This window comes from Streptomyces phytophilus (assembly GCF_013870535.1).
Lineage (GTDB): Bacteria > Actinomycetota > Actinomycetes > Streptomycetales > Streptomycetaceae > Streptomyces > Streptomyces phytophilus.
Map to the genome: position 1 here is coordinate 1 of NZ_JACBXC010000068.1, position 12,675 is coordinate 12,675.

General features: G+C 71.4%; 14 protein-coding genes. 8 read left to right on the plus strand and 6 right to left on the minus strand.

Going from position 1 to position 12,675, the window contains the following annotated elements; all coding sequences use genetic code 11:
* Positions 1-175: 175 nt before the first annotated feature.
* On the plus strand, positions 176-1,795 hold the full coding sequence (locus H5J30_RS06690) for an ABC-F family ATP-binding cassette domain-containing protein (protein WP_181786230.1): 1,620 nt from the start codon (positions 176-178) through the stop codon (positions 1,793-1,795).
* Positions 1,796-1,872: 77 nt separating this feature from the next.
* On the opposite strand, the gene tgmC is transcribed toward H5J30_RS06690, so the two are convergent.
* From tgmC to tgmA, 3 genes are read right to left on the minus strand one after another with little or no spacing between them, the layout of a single operon-like run.
* Positions 1,873-3,033 (minus strand): ATP-grasp peptide maturase system methyltransferase, encoded by a 1,161-nt coding sequence (gene tgmC / locus H5J30_RS06695; RefSeq protein ID WP_181786231.1) that lies wholly within the window; start codon positions 3,031-3,033, stop codon positions 1,873-1,875.
* Positions 3,030-3,995 (minus strand): ATP-grasp ribosomal peptide maturase, encoded by a 966-nt coding sequence (gene tgmB / locus H5J30_RS06700; RefSeq protein ID WP_181786232.1) that lies wholly within the window; start codon positions 3,993-3,995, stop codon positions 3,030-3,032. The genes tgmC and tgmB overlap by 4 nt, the downstream gene beginning before the upstream one ends.
* 1 nt (position 3,996) lies before the next feature.
* Positions 3,997-4,263, minus strand: a complete 267-nt coding sequence (tgmA, locus tag H5J30_RS06705; RefSeq protein WP_181786233.1) for a putative ATP-grasp-modified RiPP — start codon at positions 4,261-4,263, stop codon at positions 3,997-3,999.
* A gap of 203 nt (positions 4,264-4,466) precedes the next feature.
* On the opposite strand from tgmA, the gene H5J30_RS06710 reads away from it, so the two are divergent.
* The 5 genes from H5J30_RS06710 (at position 4,467) to glmM (ending at position 8,644) form a co-directional block, all read left to right on the plus strand.
* Complete coding sequence (locus H5J30_RS06710) at positions 4,467-4,964, plus strand: GntR family transcriptional regulator (RefSeq protein WP_309505448.1); 498 nt, start codon at positions 4,467-4,469, stop codon at positions 4,962-4,964.
* A 5-nt stretch (positions 4,965-4,969) separates the two neighbouring features.
* Complete coding sequence (locus tag H5J30_RS06715) at positions 4,970-5,731, plus strand: GntR family transcriptional regulator (protein ID WP_374100950.1); 762 nt, start codon at positions 4,970-4,972, stop codon at positions 5,729-5,731.
* A gap of 389 nt (positions 5,732-6,120) precedes the next feature.
* Complete coding sequence (rplM, locus tag H5J30_RS06720) at positions 6,121-6,564, plus strand: 50S ribosomal protein L13 (protein WP_181786235.1); 444 nt, start codon at positions 6,121-6,123, stop codon at positions 6,562-6,564.
* A 42-nt stretch (positions 6,565-6,606) separates the two neighbouring features.
* The gene (gene rpsI, locus H5J30_RS06725; RefSeq protein ID WP_018834814.1) at positions 6,607-7,104 is read left to right on the plus strand and encodes a 30S ribosomal protein S9; all 498 of its coding nucleotides are present in this window, start codon (positions 6,607-6,609) and stop codon (positions 7,102-7,104) included.
* Positions 7,105-7,279: 175 nt separating this feature from the next.
* The gene (gene glmM / locus H5J30_RS06730; RefSeq protein WP_181786236.1) at positions 7,280-8,644 is read left to right on the plus strand and encodes a phosphoglucosamine mutase; all 1,365 of its coding nucleotides are present in this window, start codon (positions 7,280-7,282) and stop codon (positions 8,642-8,644) included.
* Positions 8,645-8,707: 63 nt separating this feature from the next.
* On the opposite strand, the gene H5J30_RS06735 is transcribed toward glmM, so the two are convergent.
* On the minus strand, positions 8,708-9,709 hold the full coding sequence (locus tag H5J30_RS06735) for a DUF389 domain-containing protein (protein ID WP_181786237.1): 1,002 nt from the start codon (positions 9,707-9,709) through the stop codon (positions 8,708-8,710).
* Positions 9,710-9,744: 35 nt separating this feature from the next.
* Positions 9,745-10,707, minus strand: a complete 963-nt coding sequence (gene coaA / locus H5J30_RS06740) for a type I pantothenate kinase (protein ID WP_181786238.1) — start codon at positions 10,705-10,707, stop codon at positions 9,745-9,747.
* A gap of 128 nt (positions 10,708-10,835) precedes the next feature.
* Here coaA and H5J30_RS06745 point away from each other — a divergent pair, with 128 nt between their 5' ends.
* The gene (locus tag H5J30_RS06745; protein ID WP_181786239.1) at positions 10,836-11,102 is read left to right on the plus strand and encodes a hypothetical protein; all 267 of its coding nucleotides are present in this window, start codon (positions 10,836-10,838) and stop codon (positions 11,100-11,102) included.
* Between the two features lie 18 nt (positions 11,103-11,120).
* Here H5J30_RS06745 and H5J30_RS06750 read toward each other — a convergent pair whose 3' ends face one another.
* A complete protein-coding gene (locus H5J30_RS06750; protein WP_181786240.1) occupies positions 11,121-11,495 on the minus strand; it encodes a holo-ACP synthase in 375 nt (124 codons plus the stop codon).
* Between the two features lie 104 nt (positions 11,496-11,599).
* On the opposite strand from H5J30_RS06750, the gene H5J30_RS06755 reads away from it, so the two are divergent.
* Entirely contained in the window at positions 11,600-12,418 is an 819-nt protein-coding gene (locus tag H5J30_RS06755; protein ID WP_181786241.1) for a class I SAM-dependent methyltransferase, read from the plus strand.
* Positions 12,419-12,675: the final 257 nt, after the last annotated feature.

Here is a 12,675-nt window from a genome sequence, read left to right on the forward strand (position 1 = left end):
CCCCCCTGCCCGAAGCTCATGGCGGGCATCTTAACCGGGTCCGCTGTCACCCGGACGGCTGCGTGGGGGCGTTGGGCGCCGCGGGCGCGATCGCGGCTGTACGGGGACGGGCGGCGCCCGGCGCCGTGCGGAAAACCCGTTTCGCCGTGCCGCCGCGGGCCGCCAGGATGGGGGCATGGGACACCTGGAGGCCGCGCACCTGGAGTACTACCTGCCGGACGGGCGGCCGCTGCTCGGCGACGTCTCGTTCCGCGTCGGCGAGGGCGCGGCCGTCGCGCTGGTGGGGGCCAACGGGGCGGGGAAGACGACGTTGCTGCGGCTGCTCGCCGGCGAGTTGCAGCCGCACGGCGGCAGTGTCTCCGCCGGCGGCGGGCTGGGCGTGATGCCGCAGTTCGTCGGCTCGGTGCGCGACGAGCGTACGGTCCGCGACCTGCTGGTCTCCGTCGCCCAGCCGCGGATCCGGACGGCCGCCGCGGCCGTCGACGAGGCCGAGCTGGCGATCATGGAGCGGGACGACGAGGCCGCGCAGCTCGCCTACGCGCAGGCGCTGAGCGACTGGGCGGAGGCCCGCGGGTACGAGGCGGAGACGCTGTGGGACAAGTGCACGACGGCGGCCCTGGGCGTGCCGTACGAGCGGGCCCAGTGGCGCGAGGTGCGTACGTTGTCGGGCGGCGAGCAGAAGCGGCTCGTGCTGGAGGCGCTGCTGCGCGGTACGGACGAGGTGCTGCTGCTCGACGAGCCGGACAACTATCTGGACGTACCCGGCAAGTTGTGGCTGGAGCAGCAACTCCGCGAGACGCCGAAGACCGTGCTGTTCGTCAGCCACGACCGGGAGCTGCTGGCGCGCAGCGCGGAGAAGATCGTCAGCGTGGAGCCGGGCCCCGCGGGCAGCGACGTGTGGGTGCACGGGGGCGGCTTCGGCACGTACCACCAGGCCCGCAAGGAGCGCTTCGAGCGCTTCGAGGAGCTGCGCCGGCGCTGGGACGAGGAGCACGCGAAGCTCAAGCGGCTGGTCATGATGTACAAGCAGAAGTCCGCGTTCAACTCGGACATGGCGTCGCGCTACCGGGCGGCGCAGACGCGGCTGCGGAAGTTCGAGGACGCCGGCCCGCCGATGGCGCCGCCGCGGGAGCAGGACATCCGCATGCGGCTGCGCGGCGGGCGCACCGGGGTGCGGGCGGTCACCTGCGCGGAGCTGGAGCTGAGCGGGCTGATGAGCCCGTTCTCGCTGGAGGTCTTCTACGGCGAGCGGGTCGCGGTGCTCGGCTCGAACGGCTCGGGGAAGTCGCACTTCCTGCGGCTGCTGGCCGGTGGTGACGTGGCCCACACCGGGGCGTGGAAGCTGGGAGCCCGCGTGGTCCCGGGGCACTTCGCGCAGACCCACGCGCACCCGGAGCTGCAGGGCCGCACGCTGCTGGACATCCTGTGGAAGGACCACGCGAAGGACAAGGGCGCGGCGATGCCGGCCCTGCGCCGGTACGAGCTGGACCGGGCGGCGGAGCAGCCCTTCGACCGGCTGTCTGGCGGGCAGCAGGCGCGCTTCCAGATCCTGCTGCTGGAGCTGGAGGGGTCGACGGCGCTGCTGCTGGACGAGCCGACGGACAACCTGGACCTGGAGAGCGCCGAGGCGCTGCAGGAGGGGCTGGAGGCGTACGAGGGGACGGTGCTGGCGGTGACGCACGACCGCTGGTTCGCGCGCAGCTTCGACCGGTTCCTGCTCTTCGGCTCGGACGGCCGGGTCCGGGAGACGCCCGACGCGGTGTGGGACGAGGGGCGGGTGGTCCGGCGGCGTTGACGCTGGTTCACAGGCTCACCTGGATCACGTCAGCTCCCTCTCGGGCCAGGCAGAGGCCCGTGTCCAGCCAGTTGTGCCTAGACAGGCAGCGCCCAGCCTGGCCCGTCGGGTGCGCCGAGCCAGACCCTTTGGGCGTCCGGCGTGATGGTCATTCCGAACTCGGACAGGATCGGCGAGCCGTGACTCCGCCACGTGGCGACCGAGTCCTCGACGCTCTTCCAGAGGTCGAGCGGTCCGCGCTGGATCACTTTCCAGCCCTCGCCGTCGTCGGCTGCACGGACCCGTGCTTGTGACCCGGTGGCTACGTCGAGCAGCACCTGCTCGGCGCCCGCGCCGAGGCGTTCCGCCGAGGGTGCGGCGAGCTGCGCGACGAATCGGCCGGTCCAGTCGTCGAGCAGGGCGGGATCGATCCGGCTTGGGCGCTCTTCTCCGGGCAGCAGCTCGAAGGTGCCGTGCGGCGGGCGGTCGTGAGGGCGGGCGATCATGAACGAGGTGTGGCCGGGCAGGAAGCTGCCGTGCGCAGTGCGGCTGTCCTCGATCGTGAGGCGCACGAGTCCGTACGCGGCACCCCAGCCCGAGAGGGTGACGAGCAGCGTGCCCCCGGGGGCGATCTGCTGCAGCAGGCCGTACGGGACGTGCCGCATCGAGCAGAACGCGATCACAACGTCGTAGGGGGCCCGGTCGGGGTAGCCGCGCAGACCGTCGGCAGTGACGAGTGTCGGAGCGTAGCCGGCCTCGCCGAGAGCCTTGCGAGCGCGTTCTGCCGCATCGGTATCGGTCTCGATCGAGGTCACGTTCCATTCGCCGGCCACCTCGCTGACGTAGGCGGTCGAGAGGCCCGTCCCCGTGCCGATGATGAGCACGCGCTTGCCGCGGGCGACGCCGGCCTGCTCGATCATCCACAGAACGACGCCAGGCAGGGTCGAGGACGAGGTCGGGCTGCCTCCGGTGATGGGGCCGGCGGCGTCCTCGGCGAGTACGCCGTCGACCTGGGTCACCCACGTTTGATTCCGATACGTGAGCCGCAGCCACTCGTCGGCGGGAGTGCCGTCGCGTCGGATAGGCGTCCAGACCGTGACGCCCGGGGGGCTGCTCGGCTTGTAGACCGCGCTGCCGAGGAACACCTCGCGGGGTACGGCCCCGGCCGCCCGGCGCACCTCGGGGTGGCGCAGAACATCGTCGGCGACGAGCTGCTCGACGAGTCGGCGGCGTAGCTCGGTGGCGGTTTCCTGGGTCATGTGGTGTCGCCCTTCTGAAGGGTGTCGGCGAGTGCGCCCGTGATGGCACGGATTGTGGCCTCGTCGACGAACGCCCATTGCCCGTTGGGGTTGCATTCGAGGAACCACCATCGGCCGTCACCGTCGATGGCGAAGTCGAAAGCGCCGAAGCTGAGCCCGAACGTACGAAGGAAGGCGCGCGCGGCGTCGCGAACAGGGTCGGGGACAGAGACGGGCGAGCAGGTGATCCGACTCTGGTCCTGGCGCCAGTCGAGGTGATCGTCGTCCGTGTCGATGCGGCTTGCGAAGGCTTCGCCCCCGACCATGGCGAGGCGGACGTCGGCGACCTTCGGCACACAGGTTTGGAAGAGATGGGGGCACAGTGCGATCGAGTCGTCGAGTTCGTCCGCCCGGACAGTGCGCACCCAGATGGTTCGGTTCCGGCCGTCTTCGCACGCGAGGTGTACGCGGTGCACGGGCTTGTAGATCACTTTTCCGTGCTCGGCCGCGAACTCTGCGGCGTCCACCGGCACGTCTGTGATCAAGGTGTCGGGGACGGTGAACCCCAAGCGGGCTGCGGTGGCGAGTTGAAGCACCTTGTTCTCGGCATCGCGGTTTCGTGCGGGGTGGTTGACGTACAGGACCCCCGGCAGCGTGTGCAGTACCCCCATGTAGCCGCGCCGCGACTGCTCGATCGCGAATCGCTGCTCGGGAGTCTCCGCCCCCTGCGGGTTGCTGAAGGGTGTCGGGCGGCGCCAGTAGACGGAGCGGACGGCCGATAGGCCGAGGTGCCGGGTCGCGGTGGTGACATTCCCGGTGAAGGCGCCTCGCTCGATCCGGGCACTCATGTGGGCAGTGTGCGGAAAGTCGGCGGAGGGATCGAGCCGCACGGCCGGGACGCCCAGGCCGTGCAGCTCTGCCAACACCAGGTCCGCCGTGACGTCGCCGAGCGCGGTGACGACGAGAACCGGTGCGTCGGTCATGTCAGTCCGAGTCGCTGTCTTCGGTGAGGTCCTGGTCGGACGGCGGGGGTGGGTTGGGCCCGCCACCGTCCGACTGCGTCGCGGTCGAGTTGGCGGTCGTCGTTCCTGTGCCGTGCCCGCCCCTCTCGATGCGGCTGCCCTGCGCGTCGAGGTAGCGGGTCGCCTGCGTCTCCGGATCGATCTCCATCCGGGTGCAGGGCACTTGGGTGACGTTCGGGTACAGAGCCAATCGCTGCACGCCCCAGGGTGCTGCCGTGGGAGTGGGCACGTTTCTCCTTCGAGGTCGATGTTCGTCGGACGGCGCCTTCCGGCCGGTGGTGAACCCGTGAGGAGTTTACTGGCTTAATGAGTAAGCTTGCAATTGCAGGGTGAAGAGTTCAGTAAGCAGGCGAGCGGCTATCGTGGGCACCGGCCGATGAAGGGGTAGCCGTGGCAGGACCGAAGTGGGTGTCCGAGTCGGTGTCGTATGTCGTGCCGCGGGCGGCAGGGCGAGGTGACGCCTGGGCGGAGGAAGCGGCGCGTGCAGGCCGACGGAGTTCGCAGCGAATCGTCGAGGTGCGGGAACTCGAACCCCCGCCCGGGGTGGCGGACGCTCTGGATCTGAGGTCCGGAGATCCCGTCGTCGTACGCCGACGCATCATGTACGTGGACAACCGGCCCGTGGAGCTGACCGACTCGTACTACCCCGCTGCCCTCGCGCGTGGCACTCGACTGGCCGAGACGCGGAAGATCCCTGGCGGTGCGGTGACGCTCCTCGCGGAGTTGGGGCATGCCATTCACGAAGTCAGCGAGGACGTCACCGTGGACCTTCCGGATGCGGAACGCCGGGGGGCCCTCGCCCTGGGCGAAGGAGAACCAGTGCTCCTGCTGACGCGCACCGGGTTTGCCGCCGATCGGCGGCCCGTCGAGGTGAGCGTGATGACCATGCCGCGAGGCAGTCACCTCAGGTATCGCATCGGGGTTGGGTGAGCCCGGTGGCCAAGCACGTGGACACCCGGCCGATGCACCACAGAATCGCCGCGCAGATCCGAGCCGAGATCATGGCGGGCGATCTCGCTCCCGGGGCGCAGCTCCCGATCACCGACCAGCTCATGGCCCGGTTCGATGTGTCGAACCAGACAGTCCAGCGGGCGCTGCAACTCCTCAAGGCGGAGGGGTTCGTCATCGGCCGGTCGGGTCGCGGGGTCTTCGTGCGGGAGGGTCCCCAACTGGCCGTCGACAGCGTGGCCACGATGCCGCCGGCCGAGCGGGGCGAGCCGTACGCGTGGATCTCCGAGGCTGCGAAGCGGTCGAAGGCGGGGGTGAACAGGATCCTCAAGGTCGCGGAGGTCGTGCCGCCGGCGCAGGTGGGCGAGGCGCTGCGGCTGGCGGCGGGCGAGACCGCGGCCATGCGGTACCGGCTGCTGCTGTTGGATGACGAGCCGGCAGAGCTGGTCTGGTCGTACTACCCGGCGGACCTTGCTCGCGGGACGGCGTTGCTGGAGCGTAGAAGGATCAAGGGCGGTTCACCGACTCTGCTGGCGAGCCGCGGATACCCGCCGCGCGAGATGGTCGACCGGGTCTCCTGGCGGTCTCCCACGGAAGAGGAATTCCTGGGCCTTGAGTTGCCCACCGAGGTGCCGGTCGCCCGCACCTTCCGCGTCGTCTACTCCGACGACGCCCGGCCCATCGAGGCGACCATCATGGTCAAAGCGGGGCATTTGCACGAGTTGCTCTACCGCGTGGCGCTTGGCTGACGGCGCACCGGGCCGGGACCGGGCGGGCGGTAGGTTCTCGGAGAGCTGAGGGCCTCTCCCGGAAGGTGGAGTCAGATCCCTGCTGCTGGAGCTGGAGTGGTCGACGGCGCTGCAGGGGACGAGGGGCGGGTGGTCCGGCGGCGTTGATCTTGTCGGGCCGGGGAGTGGGGCGGGGGTGTTTTGACCTGGTGGTGCGCGCCCCGGTATTCTGCTGGATTGTTGTGCGTATTGGCTGCTCGTTCTCACGCGTGAGGCCGTTACGCCTGGTCCACCAGGACGATTTATCAGCGATCAGCCGTCGGTTTGCGTCGCCGGCGCGGTCTACTGCTGCCGTGATCTCCGGGTGACCTTGTCAGAGAACACCCACTGAAGAAGCGAAGGCTACGACCGTGCGTACGTACAGCCCCAAGCCCGGCGACGTCCAGCGTCAGTGGCACGTCATCGACGCCACCGACGTCGTACTGGGCCGCCTGGCCTCCCAGGTCGCCCAGTTGCTGCGTGGCAAGCACAAGCCGGTGTACGCGCCTCACGTCGACGCTGGTGACTTCGTCATCATCATCAACGCCGACAAGGTGCACCTCTCCGGCAACAAGCGGACCCAGAAGCTGGCCTACCGCCACTCCGGCTACCCCGGCGGTCTCCGCTCCGTCCGATACGACGAGCTGATGGACAAGAACCCGGAGAAGGCCGTCGAGAAGGCCATCCGCGGCATGCTGCCGAAGAACACCCTGGGCCGTCAGATGCTCAGCAAGCTGAAGGTGTACCGCGGTGCCGAGCACCCGCACGCCGCTCAGCAGCCGGTCCCGTACGAGATCACCCAGGTCGCGCAGTAGTCCCGGCCACACCCCCTAGAGACAGAGAAGCTGAGGAGAATCGTGGCTGAGACCACCGCTGAGGCGCCCGTCGAGGACGTCGAGGAGTACACCACCGAGACGCCCGCCGAGGACTACACCACCGAGTCCGTCGCGGCGCGCTTCGGTGACCCGCAGCCGGCCGCGGGTACCGGCCGCCGCAAGAACGCCATCGCCCGGGTGCGCATCGTCCCCGGCTCCGGCAAGTGGAAGATCAACGGCCGCACCCTGGAGGGGTACTTCCCCAACAAGGTGCACCAGCAGGAAGTCAACGAGCCCTTCAAGGTGCTGGAGCTGGACGACCGTTACGACGTCGTCGCCCGCATCGCCGGCGGCGGCATCTCCGGTCAGGCCGGCGCACTGCGCCTGGGCGTGGCCCGTGCGCTGAACGAGGCGGACGCGGACAACAACCGCGGCGCCCTCAAGAAGGCCGGCTTCCTGACCCGCGACGACCGCGCGGTCGAGCGGAAGAAGGCCGGTCTGAAGAAGGCCCGTAAGGGAACGCAGTACAGCAAGCGCTGATCATCGTACTGCTACTGTGCTCAGCCCCGGCGCCCCCGGAGATCCGGAGGGCGCCGGGGCGCGCTTGTATGGTCGGCATACGGTCGGCGGGTATGGTCACGTAGGGACTTTTAACGGTCCGTAGCCGAACGTATTCGCTCAGAATTGAGCACTCGGGAGCACTCGGAGGAGATCAGTGGGACGACTCTTCGGCACCGATGGCGTGCGCGGCGTCGCCAACGCGGACCTCACCGCGGAGATGGCCCTCGGGCTGTCCGTGGCGGCGGCACACGTGCTCGCCATCGCCGACGCCGCCCAGCCGGCCGGCCAGCGCCCGAAGGCGGTGGTCGGGCGCGATCCACGGGCGTCCGGAGAGTTCCTGGAGGCGGCCGTCGTCGCCGGACTGGCCAGCGCGGGCGTCGACGTGCTGCGCGTCGGCGTGCTGCCGACCCCCGCGGTCGCGTACCTCACCGGCGCGCTCGGCGCCGACCTCGGCGTGATGCTCTCCGCCAGCCACAACCCCATGCCCGACAACGGCGTGAAGTTCATCGCCCGCGGCGGCCACAAGCTCTCCGACGAGCTGGAAGAAGAGATCGAGGCGCTCTACCACAAGCACGAGCGCGGCGAGCCCTGGGAGCGCCCGACGGGCGCCGGCGTCGGCCGCGTCCAGCGCTACGAGCAGGGCTTCGACAGCTACGTCGCCCACCTCGTCGGCGTCCTGCCGCACCGCCTCGACGGGCTCAAGGTCGTCGTCGACGGCGCCCACGGCGCCGCCGCCCGCGTCTCCCCCGAGGCGTTCCAGCGGGCCGGCGCCGAGGTGGTCCCCATCGGCACCGACCCCACCGGCCTCAACATCAACGACGGCTTCGGCTCCACCCACCTCGACCAACTCAGCGCCGCCGTCGTCGAACACGGCGCCGACCTCGGCATCGCCCACGACGGCGACGCCGACCGCTGCCTCGCGGTCGACGCGGCCGGGCGTGAGATCGACGGCGACCAGATCCTCGCCGTGCTCGCCCTCGGCCTGCGCGAGGCGGGCCGGCTGCGCAAGAACACCGTCGTCGCCACCGTCATGTCCAACCTGGGCTTCAAACTCGCGCTGGAGCGCGAGGGCGTGGAGCTGATCCAGACCGCGGTCGGCGACCGCTACGTGCTGGAGGAGATGAAGCGCGGCGGCTACGCCCTCGGCGGCGAGCAGTCCGGCCACGTCATCGTCCTCGACCACGCCACCACCGGCGACGGCACCCTGACCGGCCTGCTGCTCGCGTCCCGCGTGGCCGCCAGCGGCCGGCCGCTGGCGGAGCTGGCCGCGGTGATGGAGCGGCTGCCGCAGGTGCTGATCAACGTACGGGACGTCGACAAGGCCCGGGTTGCCAGCTCCCCGGAGCTGCGCCAGGCGGTCCTGGAGGCGGAGCGCGAGCTGGGCGCCACGGGGCGGGTGCTGCTGCGCTCGTCCGGTACGGAGCCGCTGGTGCGGGTCATGGTGGAGGCGGCCGACACCGACCAGGCGCGGTCGGTGGCGGGGCGGCTGGCGGACGTGGTGAAGTCGGCGCTGGGCTGAGGCGGTTGCGGTACGCCGTGCGGGGCCGGGGGCGCACCCCCGGCCCCGTACGCGTAAGGGTGCTCAGAGCCGCCGGTGCGGGTGGTGCGCGGCCCGCGTGTGCTGCGTGTGCTGCACGTGCTGTACGTGCTGGCCGAGCGTCTGCTCCGTGTGCCAGGCCCAGTACAGCTTCTGCACCAGCAGCGTCAGCGTCCCGGCGACGACGATGCCCAGCAGGTTGAGCAGCAACTGCTCGGACGAGCCGCGGGCCTGGCCCCAGTCGCCGTAACTGAGCGCGATCGCCGCGTTGGCCGCCGCCGGCACCGTCGTCACCGAGATGGCGACGCCCACCAGCGCCCCCGACTTCGACGACGTCAGCGACAGCGTGCCCGCGGTGCCCGCCAGCAGGGCCACGATGAACGAGAACCAGTCCGGCGCGAAGATGAACCCCGTCTGCGGCCGCACGGCCTCCAGTTCCGTCTCCGCGAACAGCCCGAACGCGTCCATCATCACGCTGAACCCCACCGCCAGCGCCATCGCCGCCGCGAACCCCGCGAGCAGCGCGGCCAGCGACCGCGCCGCCAGCCGCGACCGCCACTGCACCAGCGCGACGCACAGCCCCGCCACCGGCCCGAACTCCGGCCCCACCGCCATCGCCCCGACGATGAGGATCGCGCTGTCGATCATCACGCCGCAGGCGGCGAGCAGGGTGGCGACGCCGAGCATGGCGAGGTACGTGATCGACAGCGTCGACTCCTCGTGCGTCTCCTCGACCAGCGACTCCCACACCACCGCGTCCGCCGCCTCGCCCGGCGCGGCCTCCTCGGCCCGGTCGGCGCGGCGCGAGAGCGTCAGGTCGACCTGGTCGACGCAGACCGCCCCCTCCTCGTACAGCCCGCGCACGCGCAGCTCCTGGAGCAGTTTGTCGGCGGCCTCGCGGGCGACGTCGCACAGCACGACGTCGCCCCGGGGGTCGAGGGAGGCGCCGCGGAGGACGGCGAGGTGGGCGGTGCCGACGGTCTTGTGCAGGAGGCCGACGACCTCGTCGGTACGGGCGGCGGGGCACTGGATCCGCAGGTGCAGCATGGAGGGAGGCTAGCGGCTGCCGCTGCCGCCCCGCGCTACAGCTTGCGCAGGGACAGCCGCTGGACCTTGTGGTCCGGGCCCTTGCGGATGATGAGGGTCGCGCGGCCGCGGGTCGGGGCGATGTTCTGGCGGAGGTTGGGCTCGTTGATCGTGCGCCAGTTGCGTTCCCCGTACGCCATCGCCTCGGCCTCCGGGACGCCGGCGTAGCGGCGGAAGTACGACAGCGGGTTCTGGAACGCCGTCTCGCGCAGCTTGCGGAACCGCTCCATGTACCAGCGCGCGACGTCCTCGATGCGCGCGTCCACGTACACGCTGAAGTCGAAGAAGTCGGCGAGCGCGACGCGGGTGCGGCCGTCGCGGCCGGGGAGCGCGGGCTGGAGCACGTTGAGGCCCTCGACGATCAGTATGTCGGGGCGCTGCACCTTGAGCCGCTCGCCGGGGACGATGTCGTACGTCAGGTGGGAGTAGACGGGCGCGGTGACCTCGCCCTTCCCGGACTTCACGTCGGCGACGAAGCGGGTCAGTGCGCGCCGGTCGTACGACTCGGGGAACCCCTTGCGCGACATCAGCCCGCGGGCCTCCAACTCGGCGTTGGGCAGCAGGAACCCGTCGGTGGTGACCAACTCCACCCGCGGGTGCTCGGGCCAGCGCGCGAGCAGCGCCTGGAGCAGCCGCGCGACGGTCGACTTGCCGACGGCCACGCTGCCGGCGAGCCCGATGACGAAGGGCGTGCCGGCCTGGGGCCCCGCGGTCTCGCCGGGCCCGCCGAGGAAGGTGTTGACGGCGTGCCGGAGGCCGTGGGTGGCGCCGACGTAGAGGTTGAGCAGGCGGGAGAGGGGGAGGTAGACGTCCCGTACCTCGTCCAGGTCGATCACGTCGCCGAGCCCGCGCAGCCGCTCGACCTCCGCCGCGGACAGCGGCAGCGGTGTGCGGTCGCGCAGGGCGCTCCACTCGGCGCGCGAGAGGTCGACGTAGGGAGAGGGGCTGTGCGTACTCATCGGCGAGGCCACCGGGCCATTGTGCGCGGGGGCGCGCAGGGGCGCGCGGGCGGGGCGTGACGTACCTCTAGGCCGGATCGGGGCGGAGGGTTAAAGTCCGCATAAGCATTCGAATCCTGGGGGACGGGATGTCAGTACTGCGGACGGTGTGGCACGAGAGACGCAGGCAGTTCGCGGCGGCGGGGGCCCGGCGGCGGCGGGTCCGCAGCACGCGGGAGGCGTTCGCGGGCCGCGTCCGGGGCGACCTCGCGGCGGAGCTGCCGGACGAGGACCTGGGGGAGGACCTGGTCGAGTCGCTGGACCTGTACCGCATGGGGAGCAAGCCGCGCTGCGAGGAAGTGGAGTACCTGGAGCTGGTGCAGGAGGCCGTGGAACGGATGGCGTGGGGCAGATAGAGCGCCGTCGGCCGGCACTCACCCCTCGGCGATGACGACGGCGGACGCGACCCCGGCGTCGTGACTCAGCGACACGTGCCAGTTGCGCACCCCCAGCTCGGCGGCCCGCGCGGCGACGGTGCCGCGCACGCGCAGATGGGGCCGCCCGTTGCCGTGGACGCACACCTCGGCGTCGTGCCAGTGCAACCCGGGCGGCGCCCCCAGCGCCTTCGCCAACGCCTCCTTGGCCGCAAACCGCACCGCCAGCGACGCCACCCCCCGCCGCCCCCCGTCGGGCAGCACCTGCTCGGCGGGCAGGAACAACCGATCCGCCAACTCCGGTGTCCGCTCCAACGCAGCCCCGAACCGCCCCACCTCGGCGACATCGATACCGACCCCGACGATTCCACTCATGCGCGGCAGAGTAACGGGTGCACGTGCCGCGCCGCCGGGCCGGCGCCCGGCGTTGCGGCGTGGCGCCGCTGGACCGGCCGGGCGACGGACGAGAACATTCCGACATGAGCGCTGAGCCCCAAGTCGCCCCCGAGATCCTGCACTTCTACGGCACCGACTTCGACGAGGCCACCCGGCTGACCGGCACCGCCGACGGGCGGTTGGAGCTGGTGCGTACGCGGGAGCTGCTGCGTCGGCACCTGCCGGGGGCGCCGGCCGACGTGCTCGACGTGGGCGGGGGGCCGGGGGTGCATGCGGCGTGGCTGGCCGGGGACGGGTACCGGGTGCACCTCGTCGACCCCGTGCCGCGGCACGTCGAGGCCGCGCGCGGGATCGGGGTCGGCGCGGAGTCGGGCGATGCGCGGGCGCTGCCGGTGGCGGACGCTTCGTACGACGTGACGCTCGTGCTCGGGCCGCTGTACCACCTGCTGGAGCGCGACGACCGCGACCTCGCCCTCGCCGAGGCGCGGCGGGTCACCCGGCCGGGAGGTCTCGTCGCTGCCGCGGCGATCGGCCGGTACGCCTCTCTCTTCGAGCACACCGCGACCACGCTGCTCGCCAAGGACCGCGTCCACGACGCCGTACGCGACATCCTCACCACCGGCCGCCACGACCCCGGCCGCAAGGGCTTCACGGCGGCGTACTTCCACACCGCGGCGGGCCTGGCGGACGAACTGCGCGACGCGGGGCTGGGCGAGGTGACCCTCTATGGGGTCGAGGGGCCGGGGTGGGCGCAGCTGAAGGCGGTCGAGCAGCACACGGGGCAGGGGCTGGCCGAGAACCACCCGGCGTTTGAGGCGGCCCTGCGGGCGGCCCGGCTGGCCGACGGGTATCCGGAGCTGCTGGCCGGCGCGTCGCACCTGCTGGCGGTCGCCCGGCGCTGAGCGGGTTTGGTGCCGTGGCCGTCCGCGAGGGGTTCTGTACCGGGTGAGCCTGGCGTCATGGCGTGCGTCGTCATCGGACTTCCCGGGAATTCACGGGCGGTGCCTCTGCGTGGTCGGTTGATCACCCCGTCGACTGCTGAAGCGGCGAAGCCCGGGGCGGGAGAAGATGGGGGTATGAGGAGTGCGTACGGGGTGGAGACGGTGCGTCGTGCCGAGGCGGCGCTCATGGCCGGGGTGCCGGACGGGGCGCTCATGCA